Below are 16173 nucleotides of genomic sequence, written 5' to 3' on the forward strand. Positions count from 1 at the left end.
CACGCTGCTGCGCTACCGCCGCGTGCGCGGAACAAAGCAAGAGCGTCGCCACGAGGACGCGGGACGAAGACACGATGGAGAACCCCCCGGTGTGCTGCAGGTAGGACATCATCGCCCGCCGGCGGACAAGGCCCCACTCCCGAGACCTCGGGACGGATGTCGGGTACGGGAGCTTCGCCCCACGCCGGGCGCGCGACGTCGTCGCGGTCGTTCGAGGGCCGGGAGGAGCCCCTACCGAAGACCGGGGCGGACGGTACTTGAGGCGTTCCTCCATCGCGCCGACAATGCGCCCCGGGTGGTCGCCGCGGGGGTGGCGCCGGGGGGAAGACAGTGATTCCGTTCAACAAGCCGGTGTGGCTGGGCACCGAGATCCAGCGCATCACCGAGGCCATCACCACGCATGGGCACGTCGCCGGCGGAGGGCCGTTCGCGCGCGCATGCGAGGAAACCCTCGCGCGAATGCTGGGGCAGCCCGCCCTGCTGGTGACGTCGTGCACGCATGCGCTCGAGATGGCGGCGCTGCTGCTCGACCTGAAGGAGGGAGACGAGTTCATCGTCCCCTCCTACACGTTCGTCTCCAGCGCGAACGCGTTCGTCCTGCGCGGCGCGCGCCCCGTGTTCGCCGACGTGGATCCGAACGGGAACCTCGACCCGCGGGAGGTCACGCGCCTCCGGACGCCGCGCACCCGCGCGGTCGTCGCGGTCCACTACGCCGGAAGCTCCTGCGACATGGACGACCTGCTGGAACGCTGCGGCCGGATCCCGGTGGTCGAAGACGCCGCCCAGGCGCTCGGGGCCACGTTCCGGGGAAGGCCGCTGGGTACGTTCGGCGTCTCCGCGGCGATCAGCTTCCACGAGACGAAGAACGTGGGCTGCGGGGAGGGCGGCGCGCTCACCGTATCGGACCCCGCGCTGCTGGAGCGGGCCGAGTACCTTCGCGACAAGGGCACCAACCGGCGCCGGTTCCTGACCGGCCTCGTGGACAAGTACACCTGGGTGGACGTGGGCTCGAGCTACGCGCTCTCCGATCTGAACGCTGCGTACCTGGCGGCGCAGCTCGACGAGCTGGAGCGCATCCAGGCGCGTCGCGCGGCGTTGCACGACCGGTACTCCCGCGAGCTGGAGCGCGCGGTCGAGCGGAAGGGTGGATACCTCGTGCACCCGCACCCGCAGAACCGTCCGAACCACCACCTCCTCGGCGTGGTGTTCCGCGCGCGCGAGCAGCGCGACCGGTTCATCGCGCACATGAAGGCGCACGGGATCATCGCGCCGTTCCACTACGTCGCGCTCCACCTCTCGCCCATGGGCAAGCGCTTCCACGGCGGCGAGCCGCTGCCGGGCGCGGAGCGGCTCACCGACTGCCTCGTCCGCCTGCCGCTGTTCTTCAACATGACGGACGCCGAGCAGGACGAGGTCATCGCGCGAACGAAGGAGTTCCTCGATGGACTCTGATGGCCTGCTCTCGGTGGTGATCCCGGTCTATCGGTCCGAGGCGTACCTCGCCGAGACGGTGCGGGCATTCGTGGCGTTCCTCGAGCCGCGCACCCGCTTCGAGGTCGTCCTGGTGAACGACGGCTCGCCGGATCGCGTGGACGACGTCATCCGCGATCTGTGCGCGGCCGACCCGCGCATCCGCGCCATCACGCTGGGCCACAACATCGGCCAGCACCGGGCCACCCTGCGCGGCTTCGCGCTGACGCGCGGCGAGGTCGTCGTGACCGTGGACGACGACGGGCAGAACCCGCCGCAGAGCGCGTGGGCGGTGGCCACCGCGCTGGTGGATCAGGATCTCGACGTGGTGTACGGGCGCTTCCAGTCGGTGGAGCAGAGCTTGCCGCGCCGGCTCGCGTCGCGCCTGAACCGCTGGCTCTCGCGCCGGACGATCCACAACGACCGCGACGTGGCGATCACCAACGTCCGCGCCCTGCGGGGCGACCTGGCGCGCGCGCTCGGGGCGGTGCAGTCGCCGTACCCCTACATCGACGCGCTCGTCTTCCGGATGACCCGGCACGTGGGCGAGGTGCCGGTCGAGCAGCGCGCGCGGGAGCGCGGGCAGTCCACGTACAGCCTCTCGAGGCTGTTCGCGCTCTGGATCTCCCACCTCACCAGCCTGACGGTGCTCCCGCTCCAGTTCGCGATGGTGGGCTCGTTCTCGGTCTCGGCACTGGGGTTCCTGATCGGGATCGCGCAGCTGGTCCGGGTCCTGGTGGAGCAGCGGGCCCCGGCAGGCTGGCTCTCGCTGTTCGTCTCGGTGACGTTCCTGTTCAGCGTCCTGTTCGCGTTCCTCGGGATCATCAGCGCGTACCTGGGCCGCATGTACGTGTCGCTCAACGAGCGCGACCTGGTCTGGACCCGCACCGTCCACCCGTCCCGGGGCGCGGCGGAGCTGCGGCAAGGCGCGCGCCGCGACGCAGCCGGCAGCGGCGGCTGAGCCGAGCGCCGCCGAACGGAGGTCCTCATGGTCTCGCTCTCAGCCCTCGACCGCGAGCGGTTCGGCGTCGTCACCGCTCGTGATCCCTCCTTCACGGCCGAGTCGCTCGCCGGGGTCCTGCGGTTCTGCGCCGAGCACGGCGTGCAGATGCTGATCGCGCGCTGCGCCGCCGAGGATCTGCGCGCGGCGCAGGCCATGGAGGCGGCGGGCGGCCGGATCATGGACACGCTCGTCTACTACGCCCGCGTGCTCGACCGGCCCTTCCCGGACGATCGCCCGGCGACCCCGGTCCGCGCGCTCCGGACGGAGGACGTGCCGGCGGTGCGCCGGGTCGCGACCGAGTCGTTCCGGGGCTACTTCGGCCACTACCACGCGGATCCGCGCCTCGACCGCGCCAGGTGCGACGAGACCTACGCGTCCTGGGCGGAGCGCTCGTGCGTGGACGTGACCGCCGCCTCGAAGGTCCTGGTGGCCGAGCACGAGGGGCGGGTGGCCGGGTTCCTCACGCTGCTCGCGCACGGCCCGGAGGAGCAGGAGATCGTGCTGAACGGCGTGGACCCCGCGGTGCAGCGCCACGGCATCTACCGCGCCCTGGTGCTCGCCGCGATGCACGAGGCGCGCGGCGCCGGCGCGCGGCGGCTCATCGTCTCGACCCAGCTCATCAACCTGGGCGTGCAGAAGACCTGGACGCGGCTCGGGTTCGAGCTGGCGCGCTCGTACTATACGTTCCACCGCTGGGCCGACGCCGCGCCCGCGAGCTAGCGCCTGAGGTAGAGGCCCGACTCGCCCACCGTGCGCACGCGGCGGTAGTGCTCCCCCAGGTAGCGCTCCAGGAACGTGATCGACGGCGGCACGGGCGGCGTCCCGTCCAGCTCGCCCTCGTTCACCACGCAGGCCTGCGGCGCGTGCGCGGTGACCTCGTCGCGGAACCAGCCGTTCCACTTGTCGGCGAGCCGCGCAGGCAGGTAGCGGCGCATGATGGTCACGTTGTGGTGGAAGCGCGTCGGCTGCGGACGCTCGGCCAGGAAGTTCACGACGTTCGCGCGGCCCCACACCAGGATGGTCCCGCCGGGCGGGATGGCCGCCTTGAGCTCCGCCGCGAGCGCCATCGCCTGCGCCGCGCTCATGCCGTCGCCCGCCCCGAACGCGCCATAGTGCGTGGCCGCGTCGATGCGACCGGTGAGCCACGCGACCGACGAGCGGAACTCGCCGGTCCACTTCTTGGCGGTGCCGAGCACCGGGACGGCGAGGAGCGCGGCCACCGCGACGGCGCGCCCCCTCGGCATCCCCGGCGAGAGCGACAGCAGGCCCAGGCCGGAGCAGAGGATGGGCACGGTCGCCGCGTAGGCGACGCCCAGCGTGTACCCGAGGGCCTGGCCCTGCGCGAGGTAGGTGACGATGCCGGTCGCCCAGAGCGTGGGGAAGAGCAGGTTGCGCGCGGCGCCCTCCGGCTCGCGCCGCGCCAGCCGGGCGGCGAGCCCGGCGATCGCCCCGGCGGTGATGAAGTGCCAGCTGCGCAGGAAGTTCTGGAGCGCCATCGACAGGAAGGTCGCCCCGCCGACGGTGTCGCTGCCGTACCGGATCACCACCGACTGCACCGCGAGCTCCCAGAACTGGCGGAGGTCGGCGCCCTCGGCGATCAGCGCCGCGAAGCCCGCCAGCACGCCCCCGACCGCCGCCGCGCCGGCGACCGCCACGTGCGCGATCCGCTCCCGGAGCGGGCGCATCGACCCCGGCACCGCGCCCAGGCAGTGGAGCGCGAGCAGCGGGCCGAAGGCGGCGAAGGTCGGCTTCACCAGCGCGGCGAGCGCGATGAGCGCGCCCGTGCCGAGCTGCCAGCGGGCCCGGCCGCGCACCAGCCCGCTCCAGTAGAACCAGATCGCCACGAACAGCAGGTGGGCGCCGACGATGTCGCGCTCGCCGGCGAACCAGCGCCCGAGCACCACGTAGAGCGGCGGATAGAGCCCGAGCAGCCAGCGACCCGCCCTCGGGCCCCAGAGGCTCCGCGCGGTGGCGGCCGCGAACGCGACCGCGATCACCATCAGGGCGAAGTCGAACACGCGCCAGGTGTACGCGGTGTTGCCGAGCAGGAGCACCGAGAGGGCGTGGAGCCAGTGGCTGCCCGGCCAGTTGCCGTCGGCGAACCCGGTGTACGGCACGTCGCCCTCGGCGAGGCGCCACCCGGTGTAGCCCAGGAACCACTGGTCCGGGCTGGGCGGCAGGGTGGCGTAGAGCACGCCGCTCGCCAGCGTCACGACCGCGATGGCCGCCCATGCGAGCGTGGCGGGGCGGGTGCGCGCGCCGCTCATCCGGTCGCCCCGGCGGCCAGCGCGGCCGGCGGCGCCGCGATCGCGACGCGATCCGGCGAGAGCGGCGGGGCCGCGCGCTCGCCGCGGCACTGGGCCAGGAAGTGGCGCAGGCTGAGGAGCACGCCGACCAGCTTCGCACGCCCGTCGGCACCGGCCTGCAGCTCCCGCCAGATCCGCTCGCCGGATCGACGGTCGAAGACCTCCCAGTGCGGACCGTCGCCGTCGAAGAGGGCCGCGCGGATCGACGGCGCGAGCGGGCCGCGGAACGCCCTGGCCAGGCGGGCCACCGGGTAGGGGCTGCGCAGCCTGCCGCGGGAGAGCCGCTCGACCGCCCCGAGCCCGCGCCGGAGGACGACGCCCGCGGGTCGGAAGACCTGCGGCGGCCACGACGCCGGGAACCCGGTGGTCTGCCAGCCCACGCGGGCGACGTCCGGGAACGTGCCGAGGAGCACCTTGCGATAGAAGCGATGCTCGGTGCGGGCGTCCGGCCGCACCGAGGCGACCAGATCGAAGAAGTCGTTGTCGTAGAACGGAGCGCGCGAGACGAGGCGCGCGCGCAGGAGCTGGGTGCCGAAGCTCGTCCACCGGCGGATGCGCGAGTCGAGCAGGAACGCGTCCAGGGTCCCGAGCGGATCCTCCTGGCGGTGCGCCTCGAAGCACGCCGCGAACGAGGCCGGCAGGTCCCGGGCGACCTCGCGCGTCGGCCCGTGCGCGATGGCGTCGAGCTCGCCGAGCGGCAGCGCGTCGTTGCGCTTCGCGAACGTCCCGGCCGCGAGCCCGTCCGGCGAGAGCCCCCTGACGCGCCGCCAGTGGAAGTTGCCGCCGAGCAGCGCGTCGCCGGCGAAGCCGTTCAGGATCACGTCGGAGCCCGCCGCGAGATCCTCGAGGAAGGGCAGGATGTGGAAGTCGGTGGCGCCGGCCAGGCCGTCGGTGATCCACGCGCCGCGCGCCGCGCTCGCCACGAGGGCGTCGTAGCGGTAGTCGAGGTCGACGTGGCGGACGCCGCAGCGGCGCGCCGCGTCGGCGGCGAACGCGCGGTCGAGACAGCCGCGGTCACCCCAGGTGTACGTGGTCACGTCGTCCCGGCGTGCGGCGGGGACCGCCGCCATGCACAGGCGCGAGTCGAGCCCGCCGGAGAGCGGGATGCCGATCCGCGGCGTCCCCGCCGTCTGCCGGTCCACCGCGCGGACGAAGCGCCGCCCGGCCTCGCGGGCCGCCCGTCCTCGCCGTCCGGCGGGACGGCGCACGTGTAGCGGACCTGCCACCAGCGCTCGATCCGCGGCGGTCCCCCGGACGACCGGAGCAGCGCGGCCGCGGGCGCGACCCGCGCGTCGGCGAGGAGCGTGGTGTCGGAGAAGTGCTCGCCGAGGAGCAGGAACGTCGCGAGGCCCTCCGGATCGAGGGCGCGCCCCGCCCCCGGGACGGCCAGCAGCGCCTTCAGCTCGGAGGCGAACGCGAACAGCCCGTCGCGCTGCGTCCAGTAGAGGGCGTGGAGGCCGTACCGGTCGCAGGCGAGCGTGGCCTCCCCGCTGGCGGGATCGACGGCCGCGGCGGCGAACTGGCCGTTGGCCCGGGCCAGCCGGGCCGGGTCGCCCGCCGCGAGCGCGGCGAGGAACGCGGGCCGCGGGGAGGCAGGCGGGACCGTGGCTGCGTCGCCCGACGGATACACCTCCCCCGTCACGACCGACCAGGCCCCCGAGGCCTTCGCGGGCTCGGGGTCCTGCTGGAGGCCCGGCGTCCAGGTGGCGCCCAGCGCCCATCGCGGGCCGACGACGGCGCTGGCCCGCTGCCCCTCGTGCGACGAGAGCAGCGCGCCCATGGCGCGCGCCAGCGCCGCGCCGTCGGCGAGCGGCCGTTCGGAGACGAAGCCGAAGATCCCGGGCACGTCGATCCCCCTCAGCCCGCGGCGCGCCGGCGCGCCAGGTACTGCACCGCGCCGACGAACAGCGGGAGCCGCAGGAACGAGAGATGTGCGAGGTACAGCGTCCGCAGGCGCGCGCTCGGGATCCGGCGCCGGAGCGCGCCGAACTTCCAGGCGAGCCGCGCCGCCGCGAGCGCCGCCAGCACCGCCAGCCCCGTGGCGCCGAACGCCAGGCCCACCGCGACGGCGAGGAGCAGGGCCGCCGGCAGGAACGTCAGGTTGCGGACGAGCTCCCGCAGCCACATCGGGTCGGTCGTCCGCGCGAACCGCAGCCCGATCTGCGCGTACGCGTAGCCGCTGCGGACCGCCCGCCGCCAGTAGGCGCGGAAGCCGGTCATGCCGAGATCGTGGTGGCCCATGACCGCGGCGTCGCAGACGATCCGCCAGCCCCGCTGCCGCAGCCGCCAGCAGAGGTCCGCCTCCTCGCCGGCGGCGAGCTGCTCGTCGGAGCCGCCGATGTCGCGAAGGGCCCCGAGCCGGAACAGCGCGTTGCCGCCGCACATGCGCCAGTCGCCGGGAGGGACGTACCAGTCGCAGCCACACACCTCGTTGAAGAGGCTGCCGGACGGGTTCGCCTCCCGGAGCTGGCCGAACAGGCAGGCGATGCGGTCGTCGGCCTGGATGGCGCGGGTGGCGCGCTCCAGCCAGTCGGGCTCGAGGACCGTGTCGGAGTCCACGAACTGGACGAGCGGCGTGCTCGCGGCGCGCCAGCCGGCGTTGCGGCCCTTCGCGGCGGTGGGGCGGTCGGTGCGGAGCTCGATGACCTCGGCCGACTCGCGCCGGGCGATCGCGACGCTCGCGTCGCGCGAGCCGCCGTCCACGTAGAGGACGCGGGCGGGCAGCCCGGCTCGCTCCACGGCGCGGTGCACCGATCGCAGGCAGGCCTCGAGCGTCGCAGCGGCGTTCAGGCCGATCACGACGACCGTGAGGTCGCCTGCGGCGATTCGTCCGTCCATCGTCCCCCCGGTGCTCCGGCCGGTGGACTATATCCGGCTCGGCGGCGCGCCACGGCCGCGCGAGCGAGGGACACGCGTCGGGTCACCCTCCGCCGGCCGTCACGCGCCGGTGCTGACCGCGGGCGGCGGCACGGCGGGACGCGGCGCCGCGACGCGCCGGCGGCGCTCCGACCACGCCGCCGCCTGGAACGTCAGCGTCCCGCCCGACATGGCCAGGAACACCGGGCTGGTCATGGCGTTGAACAGGCAGTCCACCGCGAACAGGACCGTCCCCAGCGCGACCGCCGCCACGGGGGCCAGCGCCGGATGGTCCCAGTGGCGCGCCGGTGCGCGCCCGAGCAGCAGCAGGGTGGGCGCCAGCAGCAGGGTCGCCACCGAGAGCAGGCCCACCAGCCCCATCGTGCCGAGCAGGATCACCCACAGGCTGTCGGTGACCGAGACGTCGCGCCCATCCTCGTCGTACACGCGCGAGCGGCCGAAGCGCCCCCAGCCCAGCCCCGGGTGCTCCATGGCCTTCTCGATCAGCATCTGCTCGTTCCGGACGCGGAACGCGAGCGAGTCGGCCCGCTCCGGCTGGATGCGCTCCGCCCCGCTGATCACCTCCGCCCCGGTCCAGCCCGAGAGGCGGGCCGCCACGAACGCGACCGGCAGGAGCGTCACCGCGAGCACGAGCGCGGGGCGGCGCAGCCACCGCGTTCCCTCCAGGATGCCGATGCCCGCCGCGAGCAGGATGATCGCGCCGGTGGACTTCACGAGCACGGTCGTCGCCACGAGCGCCGCGGTGCACCAGGAGGCGGGCAGGCCGCCGAACCGGGTCACCGCGCGCGTGCGCCACAGCCAGTACGCGACGAGGGTGCCCGTCGCCATGAACGTCCCGACCATCAGGCCGAACTGCATGAAGACGGTCGGACGGTACCCGCCGTAGCGCACCACGAAGGCGAAGCTGGAGAAGGTGTGGAACCCGTAGATCTGCCGGTGCAGCTGCGGGCTCATCCGGATCTCCCACAGGCACAGCGGCACGTACACGAGCGCGCCGCCCACCAGCCAGACGGCGAGGTCGCGCATGCCCCGGGGCTCGCCGAAGTAGACGCGGCCGACGAGGTACGGCGCGGCCCACGCGAAGAACGCCTGCAGCGCGGCCGACGCGCCCTCGTAGGCGCCGAGGCCGTTGACCATCGCGGTCGCGAAGGGGCCCGCGCAGATCGCCACGGCCGCGAGGTCCACCCAGTGGAACCGCAGCTGCAGCCAGCGCTGCGAGTCCGCCGCCAGGCTCACGATCAGGACGGTCGCGGCGACGAACGTCAGCTTCCCGGTGAGGAACGGCAGGTTCACACGGCCGTCGAACACCGGCAGGAACATCCAGCCGCCGAGCAGCGCCGCCAGGACGCCGCGGCGGGGCCCGAGCGACTGCATGAGCAGGTAGATCGCCGGGACGAACAGCGCGAGGGCGACCGGGACGAGGACGTTCGCGGAGGGCATGCGGGAGGCGGCGCGTCGCGCGCCCCGGCCACCGCGCGCGGGGAGGGACGCGCCGCCATCAGGCCACATCGCGCGCCCGGATTCCAGCGAGCGACCGGCCGCCGGCCGCCTGTCGTTGCTTCGAGGGGCAGCGGGCGTCACTTGTTCGTGGGCGCCCCATCGAGCCTCGCCGTGCGCGGCGCGGCCCGGCGCATGTTGCGCTCCCACGCGGAGGCGTGGGAAGCACGAGTGACCGGCGCCCGGCGCGGGCGCAGCGCGAGAGGAGCCGTCGGGGGATGAAGCTGCTGGTCGCGATCCTGAACTTCCGGACCACCGATCTGACCATCGACTGCCTCCGCTCGCTGGAGCCGGAGGTGGTGCGCACGCCCGGGATCCGCGTGGCGGTGCTCGAGAACGGGAGCGGCCAGGAGGATGCGTTCCCCCGCCTGCAGCGCGCGATCGCGGAGCACGCCTGGGGCGCATGGGCGGCGGTGACCGCCTCGCAGGCGAACCTCGGGTTCACGGGCGGGAACAACCTCCTCATCCGCCGCGCGCTCGCCTCGGACGATCCGCCCGAGTACGTCCTCCTGCTCAACTCCGACACGCGCGTGGAGCCGCGGGCGCTCGGCGCGCTGGTCGGTCACATGGACCGGACGCCGGCCGCCGGCATCGCCGGCAGCACGCTCCTGTCCGCCGAGGGGGAGATCCAGGCCTCGCCGTTCCGGTTCGGCAGCATCGCGGCCGAGCTGGATCGCGGCCTGCGCCTGGGCGCGGTGTCGCGCCTGCTCTCGCGCTGGGCGGTGGTGATGCCGACGCCGCCGGCGGCGTGCGCCGTGGACTGGGTGTCCGGCGCGAGCATGATCCTGCGCAGCACCATGCTCGAGGAGATCGGCCTGCTCGACGAGGGGCTGTTCACGTACTTCGACGACCTGGACCTCTGCCTGCGGGCGCGACGGGCCGGATGGGAGACGTGGTTCGTCCCGGAGAGCCGGGTGATCCACCTCGAGGGTGCGTCGAGCGGCATCGCCGATCACGTCAAGCGGCGCCCTGCCTACTGGTTCGAGGCGCGCCGTCGCTTCCTGCTCAAGAACTACGGACGGGCGTACGCCGCCCTCGCGGATGCGGCCTTCATCGGCGGCTTCGCCGCCTGGCGGGTCCGGCGCCGGCTGCAGGGGAAGCCGGACGTCGATCCGCCGCACATGCTGGCGGACGCCTTCCACCACAGCGTGTTCCGCGCCGGGTTCGCCCTGAACGAGGTGCGACGACCGTAGCTGCGGACCCGGCGGGCCTGCCCGCCCGGGCGCGGCGAGCCGGAGGGGCGCAGGCGCGGCCGGTGGCCGCTCCGGTGATCACAGGACTTCATTCCAGGGCGGCCCGGGGGTATGCATCCGGCTGCCGAGTCGGGCAGTCCGGCGGGGGATTGGCCGGGGCCCTGCGAGGGGGGAACATCGATGTACGTGCCACGCGAAGGGGATCCCGAGCGTTCGCCGCCCGTGAGCCCGGCCGGCGCCTTCGGTCGGGTCGGCTGCTCGCTGCTGACGTTCCGGGAGTGGGACCGGCTGGAGGATGCGCTCGACCGCGTTCGCGCGCACGGGTTCGATCGCGTGGACCTCGCGATCGTCCCGGGTCACTGCGACCACGTCGACCCGCTGGCGCTCGGCGACGGACGCCTCGAGGCGATCGCCGGGGCGTTCGCGGAGCGCGGCCTGTCGGTCTCGTCGGTGAACCTCCACCCCGGCGGCATGGCGTCGAGCGACTTCGCGCTCGCCGACCGCCGCATCCGCGCCACCGTCGAGCTCGCTCGCCACCTCGGGGCCCGCGTGCTCACGCTCCCGCCTGGCCCGGTGGTCGCGCCCGACCAGTGGGAGGAGGCGGCGCGCGTCGTCGCCGCGCGGATCCGCGCCTACCTGGAGGTCGCCGAGCGGGCGGGGATCACGCTCTCCCTGGAGGCGCCCCACGCGCACTCGCTCGCCGAGGACGTCGCCCAGGCGGCCCGCCTGTTCGAGCGGGTGGCCGATCCGCGCATCACGTGCACGCTCGACACGAGCCACGTCCAGCGCGGCAACCGGACGCCGCTCGTCGAGGCGCTCGCGCGCCTGGGGGTGCCGATCGCGCACGTCCACCTCCGCGATACCCTGCGCGGCGAGGTCACGGTCACGCCCGGCAAGGGAGACTGCGACTACCTCCCGCTGATGGAGGCCCTCCTGCGCGACGGCTACGCCGGCGACTTCAACTTCGAGCTGGAGTACGAGCCGTCGTCGCACGCCATCGTGGAGCGCGAGCTCGGCTTCGCCCGCGAGCACGTGCGCCGGGTGATGCAGGGCGAGCCGCTCCAGCTGGAGAGCCGCGTCCGGCGGCAGGCCTGGTTCCGCGCGGTCGACGGGGCCGCGTGGATCGCGCGCCACCCGCGCGCGTTCGTGGTGGCGCACCCGCGCCTCAAGGCGGTGCTGCGCCCACCGGTCCGGTTCGCGCGCCACGTCCGGACGAACTGGGTCCCCTATCGGCAGGTGCAGTACCGGGCCGGCTGGCAGGCCGGGTGGCGCGTCGGGCGCATGCCCAGCGACGTCCCGCCGCGGCCCATGGCTGCGCTGCCGGGCGCGGACCTGGCGGAGATCCGGGTCGCGATCCTGGGCTGCGGCTACACCGGGCGCTTCGAGCACGGCCCCGGCTTCCTGCGCCTGCCCGGCGTGAAGATCGCGGGCGTCTGCGACGTGCGCCCGGAGCGCGCCGAGCTGCTCGCCTCCAGGCTCGGCTGCCCGTCCTTCACCGACGCCGCGCGGCTCCTGCGCGAGGTCCGTCCGGCGCTGGTGGTGAACTGCACGCGCGAGTGGACCCACCACGACACGACGCTCATGTGCTTCGACGCGGGGGCCGACGTCTTCTGCGAGAAGATCCTGGCCGAGAGCCTGGCCACCGGGGAGCACATGGTCCGCGCCGCCCGGGAGAAGGGGCGGGTGCTGGGCGTCAACTACAACTGGCGCTTCCTCCCCGGCGTCCAGCGCATCCGCGAGCTCCGCGACTCCGGCGAGCTCGGCAAGCTCCGGATGATCCGCGCCCTGTCGCACGCGGGGGTCCACCACCACGTGATCGACCTGGTGCGCCACCTGGGCGGCCGGATCCGCACCGTCTCCGCCACCATCCACGACGAGCCGGGCACGCGTGGCCTCGAGGAGTGGGACGCGTACGCGCACGAGCTCCTGTACTTCCCGTCGACCTGGTGCGCGGCCACGCTCGAGACCGAGGACGGGGTGGGGGCGAGCCTGGTCAGCTCCGGGCTGCTGGATCCGAAGGGGCTGCTGCTCACGCTGGACGCGGTGTTCGACGACGGGACCGTCAACCTGAGCGGCATCCTCGACAAGGACGCGCTCGGCACGCTCACGGCGTCCACCCGCAAGAAGATCGACCTGCGGCTGCGGCGCGGCGACGCGCCGGGCGGCTTCGCCCTGTCGTTCCAGCGCTCCATCGAGGCGTTCTACTCCGCCTACCGTCGGGGCGGCGAGATCCCGGTGACCGGCGCGGACGCGCTCGAGCTCATGCGCATCGAGCACGCGCTCGTCCGCTCGAGCGAGACCGGCCAGCGGATCGTGCTCTGATGCGAAACGTGCAGCCCGCCGACGCGCCGCGGCCCCAGGCCCCCGAGGACGAGACGCCCGCGCCCGCCGCCGAGCACCTGGGACGCCGCGTCGCCCGGGGCTCGGTGTGGGTCGCGGCCGGGTACGGCGCGGCTCAGATCATCCGCTTCGGCGCGAACCTCGTGCTGGCGCGCCTGCTGTTCCCGCGCGCGTTCGGGCTGATGCTCCTCGTGAACGTCTGCCTGCAGGGGCTGCAGCTCTTCTCCGACGTGGGCATCGGCGCGTCCATCATCCAGCACCGGCGCTCCGACACGGCGTTCGTGAACACCGCCTGGACCGTGCAGGTGGTGCGCGGGTTCCTGCTGTGGCTCGCCACGTTCGCGGTGGCCTGGCCGGCCGCGCAGCTCTACGGCGAGCCCCAGCTCATGTGGATGCTGCCGGTGGCCGGGCTCGCCGCCTGCATGGACGGGTTCGTCTCCACCGCGATCCACACCGCCAACCGCGACCTGCGCATGGCGCGGCTCCAGGTGCTCGACCTCGTGGTGCAGGCCTCCGCGTCGGCGATCATGATCGCGGGCGCCTGGCTCACGCGCAGCGTCTGGGCGCTGCTCGCGGGCATGATCGCCGCGAGCGTCATCCGCACGGGCCTCAGCCACGTCGCCCTGGGGGGCGCTCGCAACCGGTTCCAGTGGGAGCGCGACGCCGCGGCGAGCCTGCTCCACTTCGGCAAGTGGGTGTTCGTCAGCTCGGTGGTGACGTTCCTGGCGCAGCAGGGCGACCGGCTGGTGTTCGGGAAGATGCTCCCGCTCGAGCGCCTGGGCGTCTACAACATCGCGCTCTCGCTGGTGGACGCGCCCACCGCGCTCATCTCCGCCATCTCGTTCCGCGTCTTCTTCCCGCTGTTCTCCGAGATGCGCCGGACCGGCCCCGACGTGGAGACCGCGTACCGGCGCGCCAGCTCGTCCATGGCGCTGCTCGCGGGCGCGGGCGCGCTCGCGCTGGTGCTGGCCGGCCCGCTCGCGGTGCAGCTGCTCTACGACGACCGCTACGCCGAGGCGAGCTGGATCGTGCGGCTGCTCGCGCTCGGCATCTGGGGCAGCTCGCTCGTGCACTTCACCGCCTCGGTCGTGCTCGCCGGGGGCCGGGTGAAGTGGCTCGCCGCCGCGAACGCCGCACGCCTGGTGTGGCTGCTCGGCGCCGTCCCGCTCGCGTTCCGCCAGTGGGGCTTCGAGGTCGCGATCGTCTGCGTCGTGCTGGCCGACCTCCCCCGCTACCTCTTCCTGGGCCTGGGCTGCCGCAAGGACGGCCTGCACATCTTCGCCGGCGACGCCTGGCGCTCGCTGAAGCTCGGGGCGGCCGCGGTCGCGGGGCTGCTGGTGCTCGAGCTGCTCGGGGCGCGCAGCGTCCCGGCGGTCGGGGCCGCGTGCGTGGTCGGCCTCGCCGTCTGGCTCGCCGGGAACCGGGAGCCCGCCCGCTGGTACCTCGACAAGGTGCGGAACGCGCTGGCGGCCCGGCGCGGCTAGGGGCGCCGCCTCGGGCTGCCGTCAGGCGCTGCGCTGGGCCCGCCCGGGCGCCTCGGCGCGGTCGCGGTCCCGGGCGTCCGCCCAGCCGAGCACCGTGTCGAGGAACTCGCGGGCGTGCTCCGGGAGCGAGAAGCCCGGATCGGCGTCCTGGATGCTCTTCGTCGAGACGCGGGCCTCGGCCCCGGGGGCGGAGGCGCGGAACCCCGGCCAGAGCTCCGAGAAGTACCAGGAGTTGCGGGTCGCGCCGAACAGGCACAGCACGGGGATCCGCCGCGCCAGGCAGCCGCGGAAGGCACCCACCAGCCCGAGGTTGGCGCGGGGGCCGAGGCGCTCCTGGAACCAGGCGTCGTCGGCCGCGACCCGGCGCGGCCAGAGGCGCCGCACCAGCGCCACCTTCAGCGACGCGAGCAGGCTGCGGTAGTCGCTCTTCATGCTGAAGAAGCGCCGCCACGCCTCGGGATCGAGCAGCTTGCGGACGTACGACCGCAGGAAGTGGTCCGCGGCCGCCTTCGCCACGGGCACCGGCGCGGCCGTCTCCTCCGCGCCGATGTGCGGCGTGAACAGGAACGGCAGCTCGGAGGCGACGATGCCGGCCACGCGGGGGTCGAGCGCCCCCACCCGGACCGAGGTGTTGGCCCCGCCGCACAGGCCGACCAGGAGCGCCGATCCGACGCCGAGCTCGGACTCCAGGAACGCGAGCGCGGCCCGCGTGTCCTCCACGAACACGCCGTCCTCGATGGCGTTGTAGAGGTCCGGGACGGAGGCGTGATCGAGCACGCCGTCGCTGTCGCCGATCCCGTGCGGATCCGGGCGGAGCGCCACCCAGCCGCGGCGGGCCAGCTCGCGCGCCAGCCGCACGTACAGCCGGTAGCGCGCGGTGCGGCAGTTGAAACCGGGCGTGACCATGAGCACCGCCGGCCGCGACCGGTCGACGGCCGCCGGCAGGTGGAGGATGCCGCGGAGCGTCCCGCCGGCGGCGGGGATCGAGACCGCCCGCTCCAGGGCGCCGTCCGCCGTCCGCCACTCCCGGGCGAGCGGCTCGGGCGCGGAGTGGACGGGGAGGGCGGCCGGCGCCGGGAGCTGCGCGATCCAGCGCAGGGTCGCCTCGAACAGCGCCGCCGGGCGCACGGTCCCCGAGTACTCGTCGTTCTGCTGCCAGGGCGGCGGCGCCTGCACCAGCTCGAGGCTGGCGTCCCCCAGCGCGGCGCGGAGCTTCTCGAGCTCCCTGCGCGGCTTCGTCTCGGCGCGCGCGGAGATCTGCGCGACGAACGCCGGCCCGTGGACCGCCGCGCCGGGCGCGGCGAGGTCGATGGCGGCGATGGAGCGGTGGATCGCGTCGGTGAGCGGGTGGCCCTCCACGATCACCTGGCCGCCCGCGGCGAGGTTCTCGCGCAGCTGGTCGCGCGTCCGGGGCGCGCGCCCGGTGTTCGTCATCTCCTTGACCATCACGGCGCGGAGCAGGCCGTCCATGTAGCGCTCGCCGCTCACGACCGGCTCCCACAGCGCCAGCGCCACCTCCAGCCCGCCGCGCGCCGCCGCCAGCGTGGCGAGCGTGGCCCCGAGGCGCAGCCCCCAGAGGCCCTGGCAGCGCACGCCCGCGCGCCGCTCCAGCTCCTGGCGCGCCGCGAGCACGTCCTCGACGTGGTCGTCCGGCGTGAACTCCTCGAACAGGCCCTCGCTGTCGCCGTACCCGCGGACGTCGAAGCGCAGCACCCAGTGGCCCGCGGCGGCGAGCGCGCGCGCCCACTCGACGCAGGTGCGCTGCGCGAAGCCCCGCTCCTCGCCGAAGGGGGCGCACAGCAGCCACCCTCCGCGGGACGCCGCCGGGTCCGGCGGCGCATGCAGCACCGCGAACAGGCGCCGCCCGGCGCTGGTGAAGTAGAATGCCTGCTCGTGCACGGCCGCCGGGGGGCGGCCCGCCATGTCCCCGTCGCTCATCGCCGAGACGAGTATCCCATGCCGGGCGGGCCCGCGCCGAGAAGCGAGGGTGCCGCATGAGGCTC

Annotated in this window: 12 protein-coding genes; 6 read left to right on the forward strand and 6 right to left on the reverse strand. The window is 74.3% G+C overall.

Translation table 11 applies throughout. The features are described from left to right. Window positions 1–330: 330 nt before the first annotated feature. The 3 genes from rffA to ACOQFB_RS06640 are packed head-to-tail and all read left to right on the forward strand — an operon-like array spanning window position 331 to window position 3193. Complete coding sequence (gene rffA / locus ACOQFB_RS06630) at window positions 331–1452, forward strand: dTDP-4-amino-4,6-dideoxygalactose transaminase (protein ID WP_059437673.1); 1122 nt, start codon at window positions 331–333, stop codon at window positions 1450–1452. Continuing rightward, window positions 1442–2431: a glycosyltransferase gene (locus tag ACOQFB_RS06635; RefSeq protein ID WP_421610608.1), complete on the forward strand. Its 990-nt coding sequence runs from the start codon at window positions 1442–1444 to the stop codon at window positions 2429–2431. The genes rffA and ACOQFB_RS06635 overlap by 11 nt, the downstream gene beginning before the upstream one ends. 27 nt (window positions 2432–2458) lie before the next feature. Beyond that, window positions 2459–3193, forward strand: a complete 735-nt coding sequence (locus ACOQFB_RS06640; RefSeq protein ID WP_059437671.1) for a GNAT family N-acetyltransferase — start codon at window positions 2459–2461, stop codon at window positions 3191–3193. On the opposite strand, the gene ACOQFB_RS06645 is transcribed toward ACOQFB_RS06640, so the two are convergent. From ACOQFB_RS06645 to ACOQFB_RS06665, 5 genes are all read right to left on the reverse strand, one after another. After that, window positions 3190–4740, reverse strand: coding sequence for an ArnT family glycosyltransferase (locus ACOQFB_RS06645; RefSeq protein WP_421610609.1), 1551 nt, complete (start codon window positions 4738–4740; stop codon window positions 3190–3192). The genes ACOQFB_RS06640 and ACOQFB_RS06645 overlap by 4 nt on opposite strands. Continuing rightward, window positions 4737–5921, reverse strand: coding sequence for an asparagine synthase-related protein (locus ACOQFB_RS06650; protein ID WP_494492511.1), 1185 nt, complete (start codon window positions 5919–5921; stop codon window positions 4737–4739). The genes ACOQFB_RS06645 and ACOQFB_RS06650 overlap by 4 nt, the downstream gene beginning before the upstream one ends. Beyond that, a complete protein-coding gene (locus ACOQFB_RS06655) occupies window positions 5813–6625 on the reverse strand; it encodes a class II glutamine amidotransferase domain-containing protein (protein WP_494492512.1) in 813 nt (270 codons plus the stop codon). The genes ACOQFB_RS06650 and ACOQFB_RS06655 overlap by 109 nt, the downstream gene beginning before the upstream one ends. 11 nt (window positions 6626–6636) lie before the next feature. Continuing rightward, window positions 6637–7617: a glycosyltransferase gene (locus ACOQFB_RS06660; protein WP_421610611.1), complete on the reverse strand. Its 981-nt coding sequence runs from the start codon at window positions 7615–7617 to the stop codon at window positions 6637–6639. 99 nt (window positions 7618–7716) lie between these two features. Beyond that, window positions 7717–9096, reverse strand: coding sequence for a hypothetical protein (locus tag ACOQFB_RS06665; RefSeq protein WP_421610612.1), 1380 nt, complete (start codon window positions 9094–9096; stop codon window positions 7717–7719). 275 nt (window positions 9097–9371) lie between these two features. On the opposite strand from ACOQFB_RS06665, the gene ACOQFB_RS06670 reads away from it, so the two are divergent. The 3 genes from ACOQFB_RS06670 to ACOQFB_RS06680 all read left to right on the forward strand — a co-directional run bounded on the left by ACOQFB_RS06670 (window position 9372) and on the right by ACOQFB_RS06680 (window position 14170). Further along, window positions 9372–10346 carry a glycosyltransferase gene (locus tag ACOQFB_RS06670; protein WP_421610613.1) on the forward strand — a complete coding sequence of 325 codons (975 nt, stop codon included), beginning with the start codon at window positions 9372–9374 and terminating at the stop codon, window positions 10344–10346. Window positions 10347–10568: 222 nt separating this feature from the next. Continuing rightward, window positions 10569–12668, forward strand: coding sequence for a TIM barrel protein (locus ACOQFB_RS06675; protein WP_421610614.1), 2100 nt, complete (start codon window positions 10569–10571; stop codon window positions 12666–12668). Continuing rightward, window positions 12668–14170, forward strand: a complete 1503-nt coding sequence (locus ACOQFB_RS06680; protein WP_421610615.1) for an oligosaccharide flippase family protein — start codon at window positions 12668–12670, stop codon at window positions 14168–14170. Before ACOQFB_RS06675 ends, ACOQFB_RS06680 begins: the two co-directional genes overlap by 1 nt. A 21-nt stretch (window positions 14171–14191) precedes the next feature. Here ACOQFB_RS06680 and ACOQFB_RS06685 read toward each other — a convergent pair whose 3' ends face one another. After that, on the reverse strand, window positions 14192–16108 hold the full coding sequence (locus tag ACOQFB_RS06685; RefSeq protein WP_421610616.1) for an alpha/beta hydrolase: 1917 nt from the start codon (window positions 16106–16108) through the stop codon (window positions 14192–14194). Between the last annotated feature and the right edge of the window lie 65 nt (window positions 16109–16173).

It is taken from the genome of Anaeromyxobacter sp. Red801 (assembly GCF_049201065.2).
Classification (GTDB): domain Bacteria; phylum Myxococcota; class Myxococcia; order Myxococcales; family Anaeromyxobacteraceae; genus Anaeromyxobacter.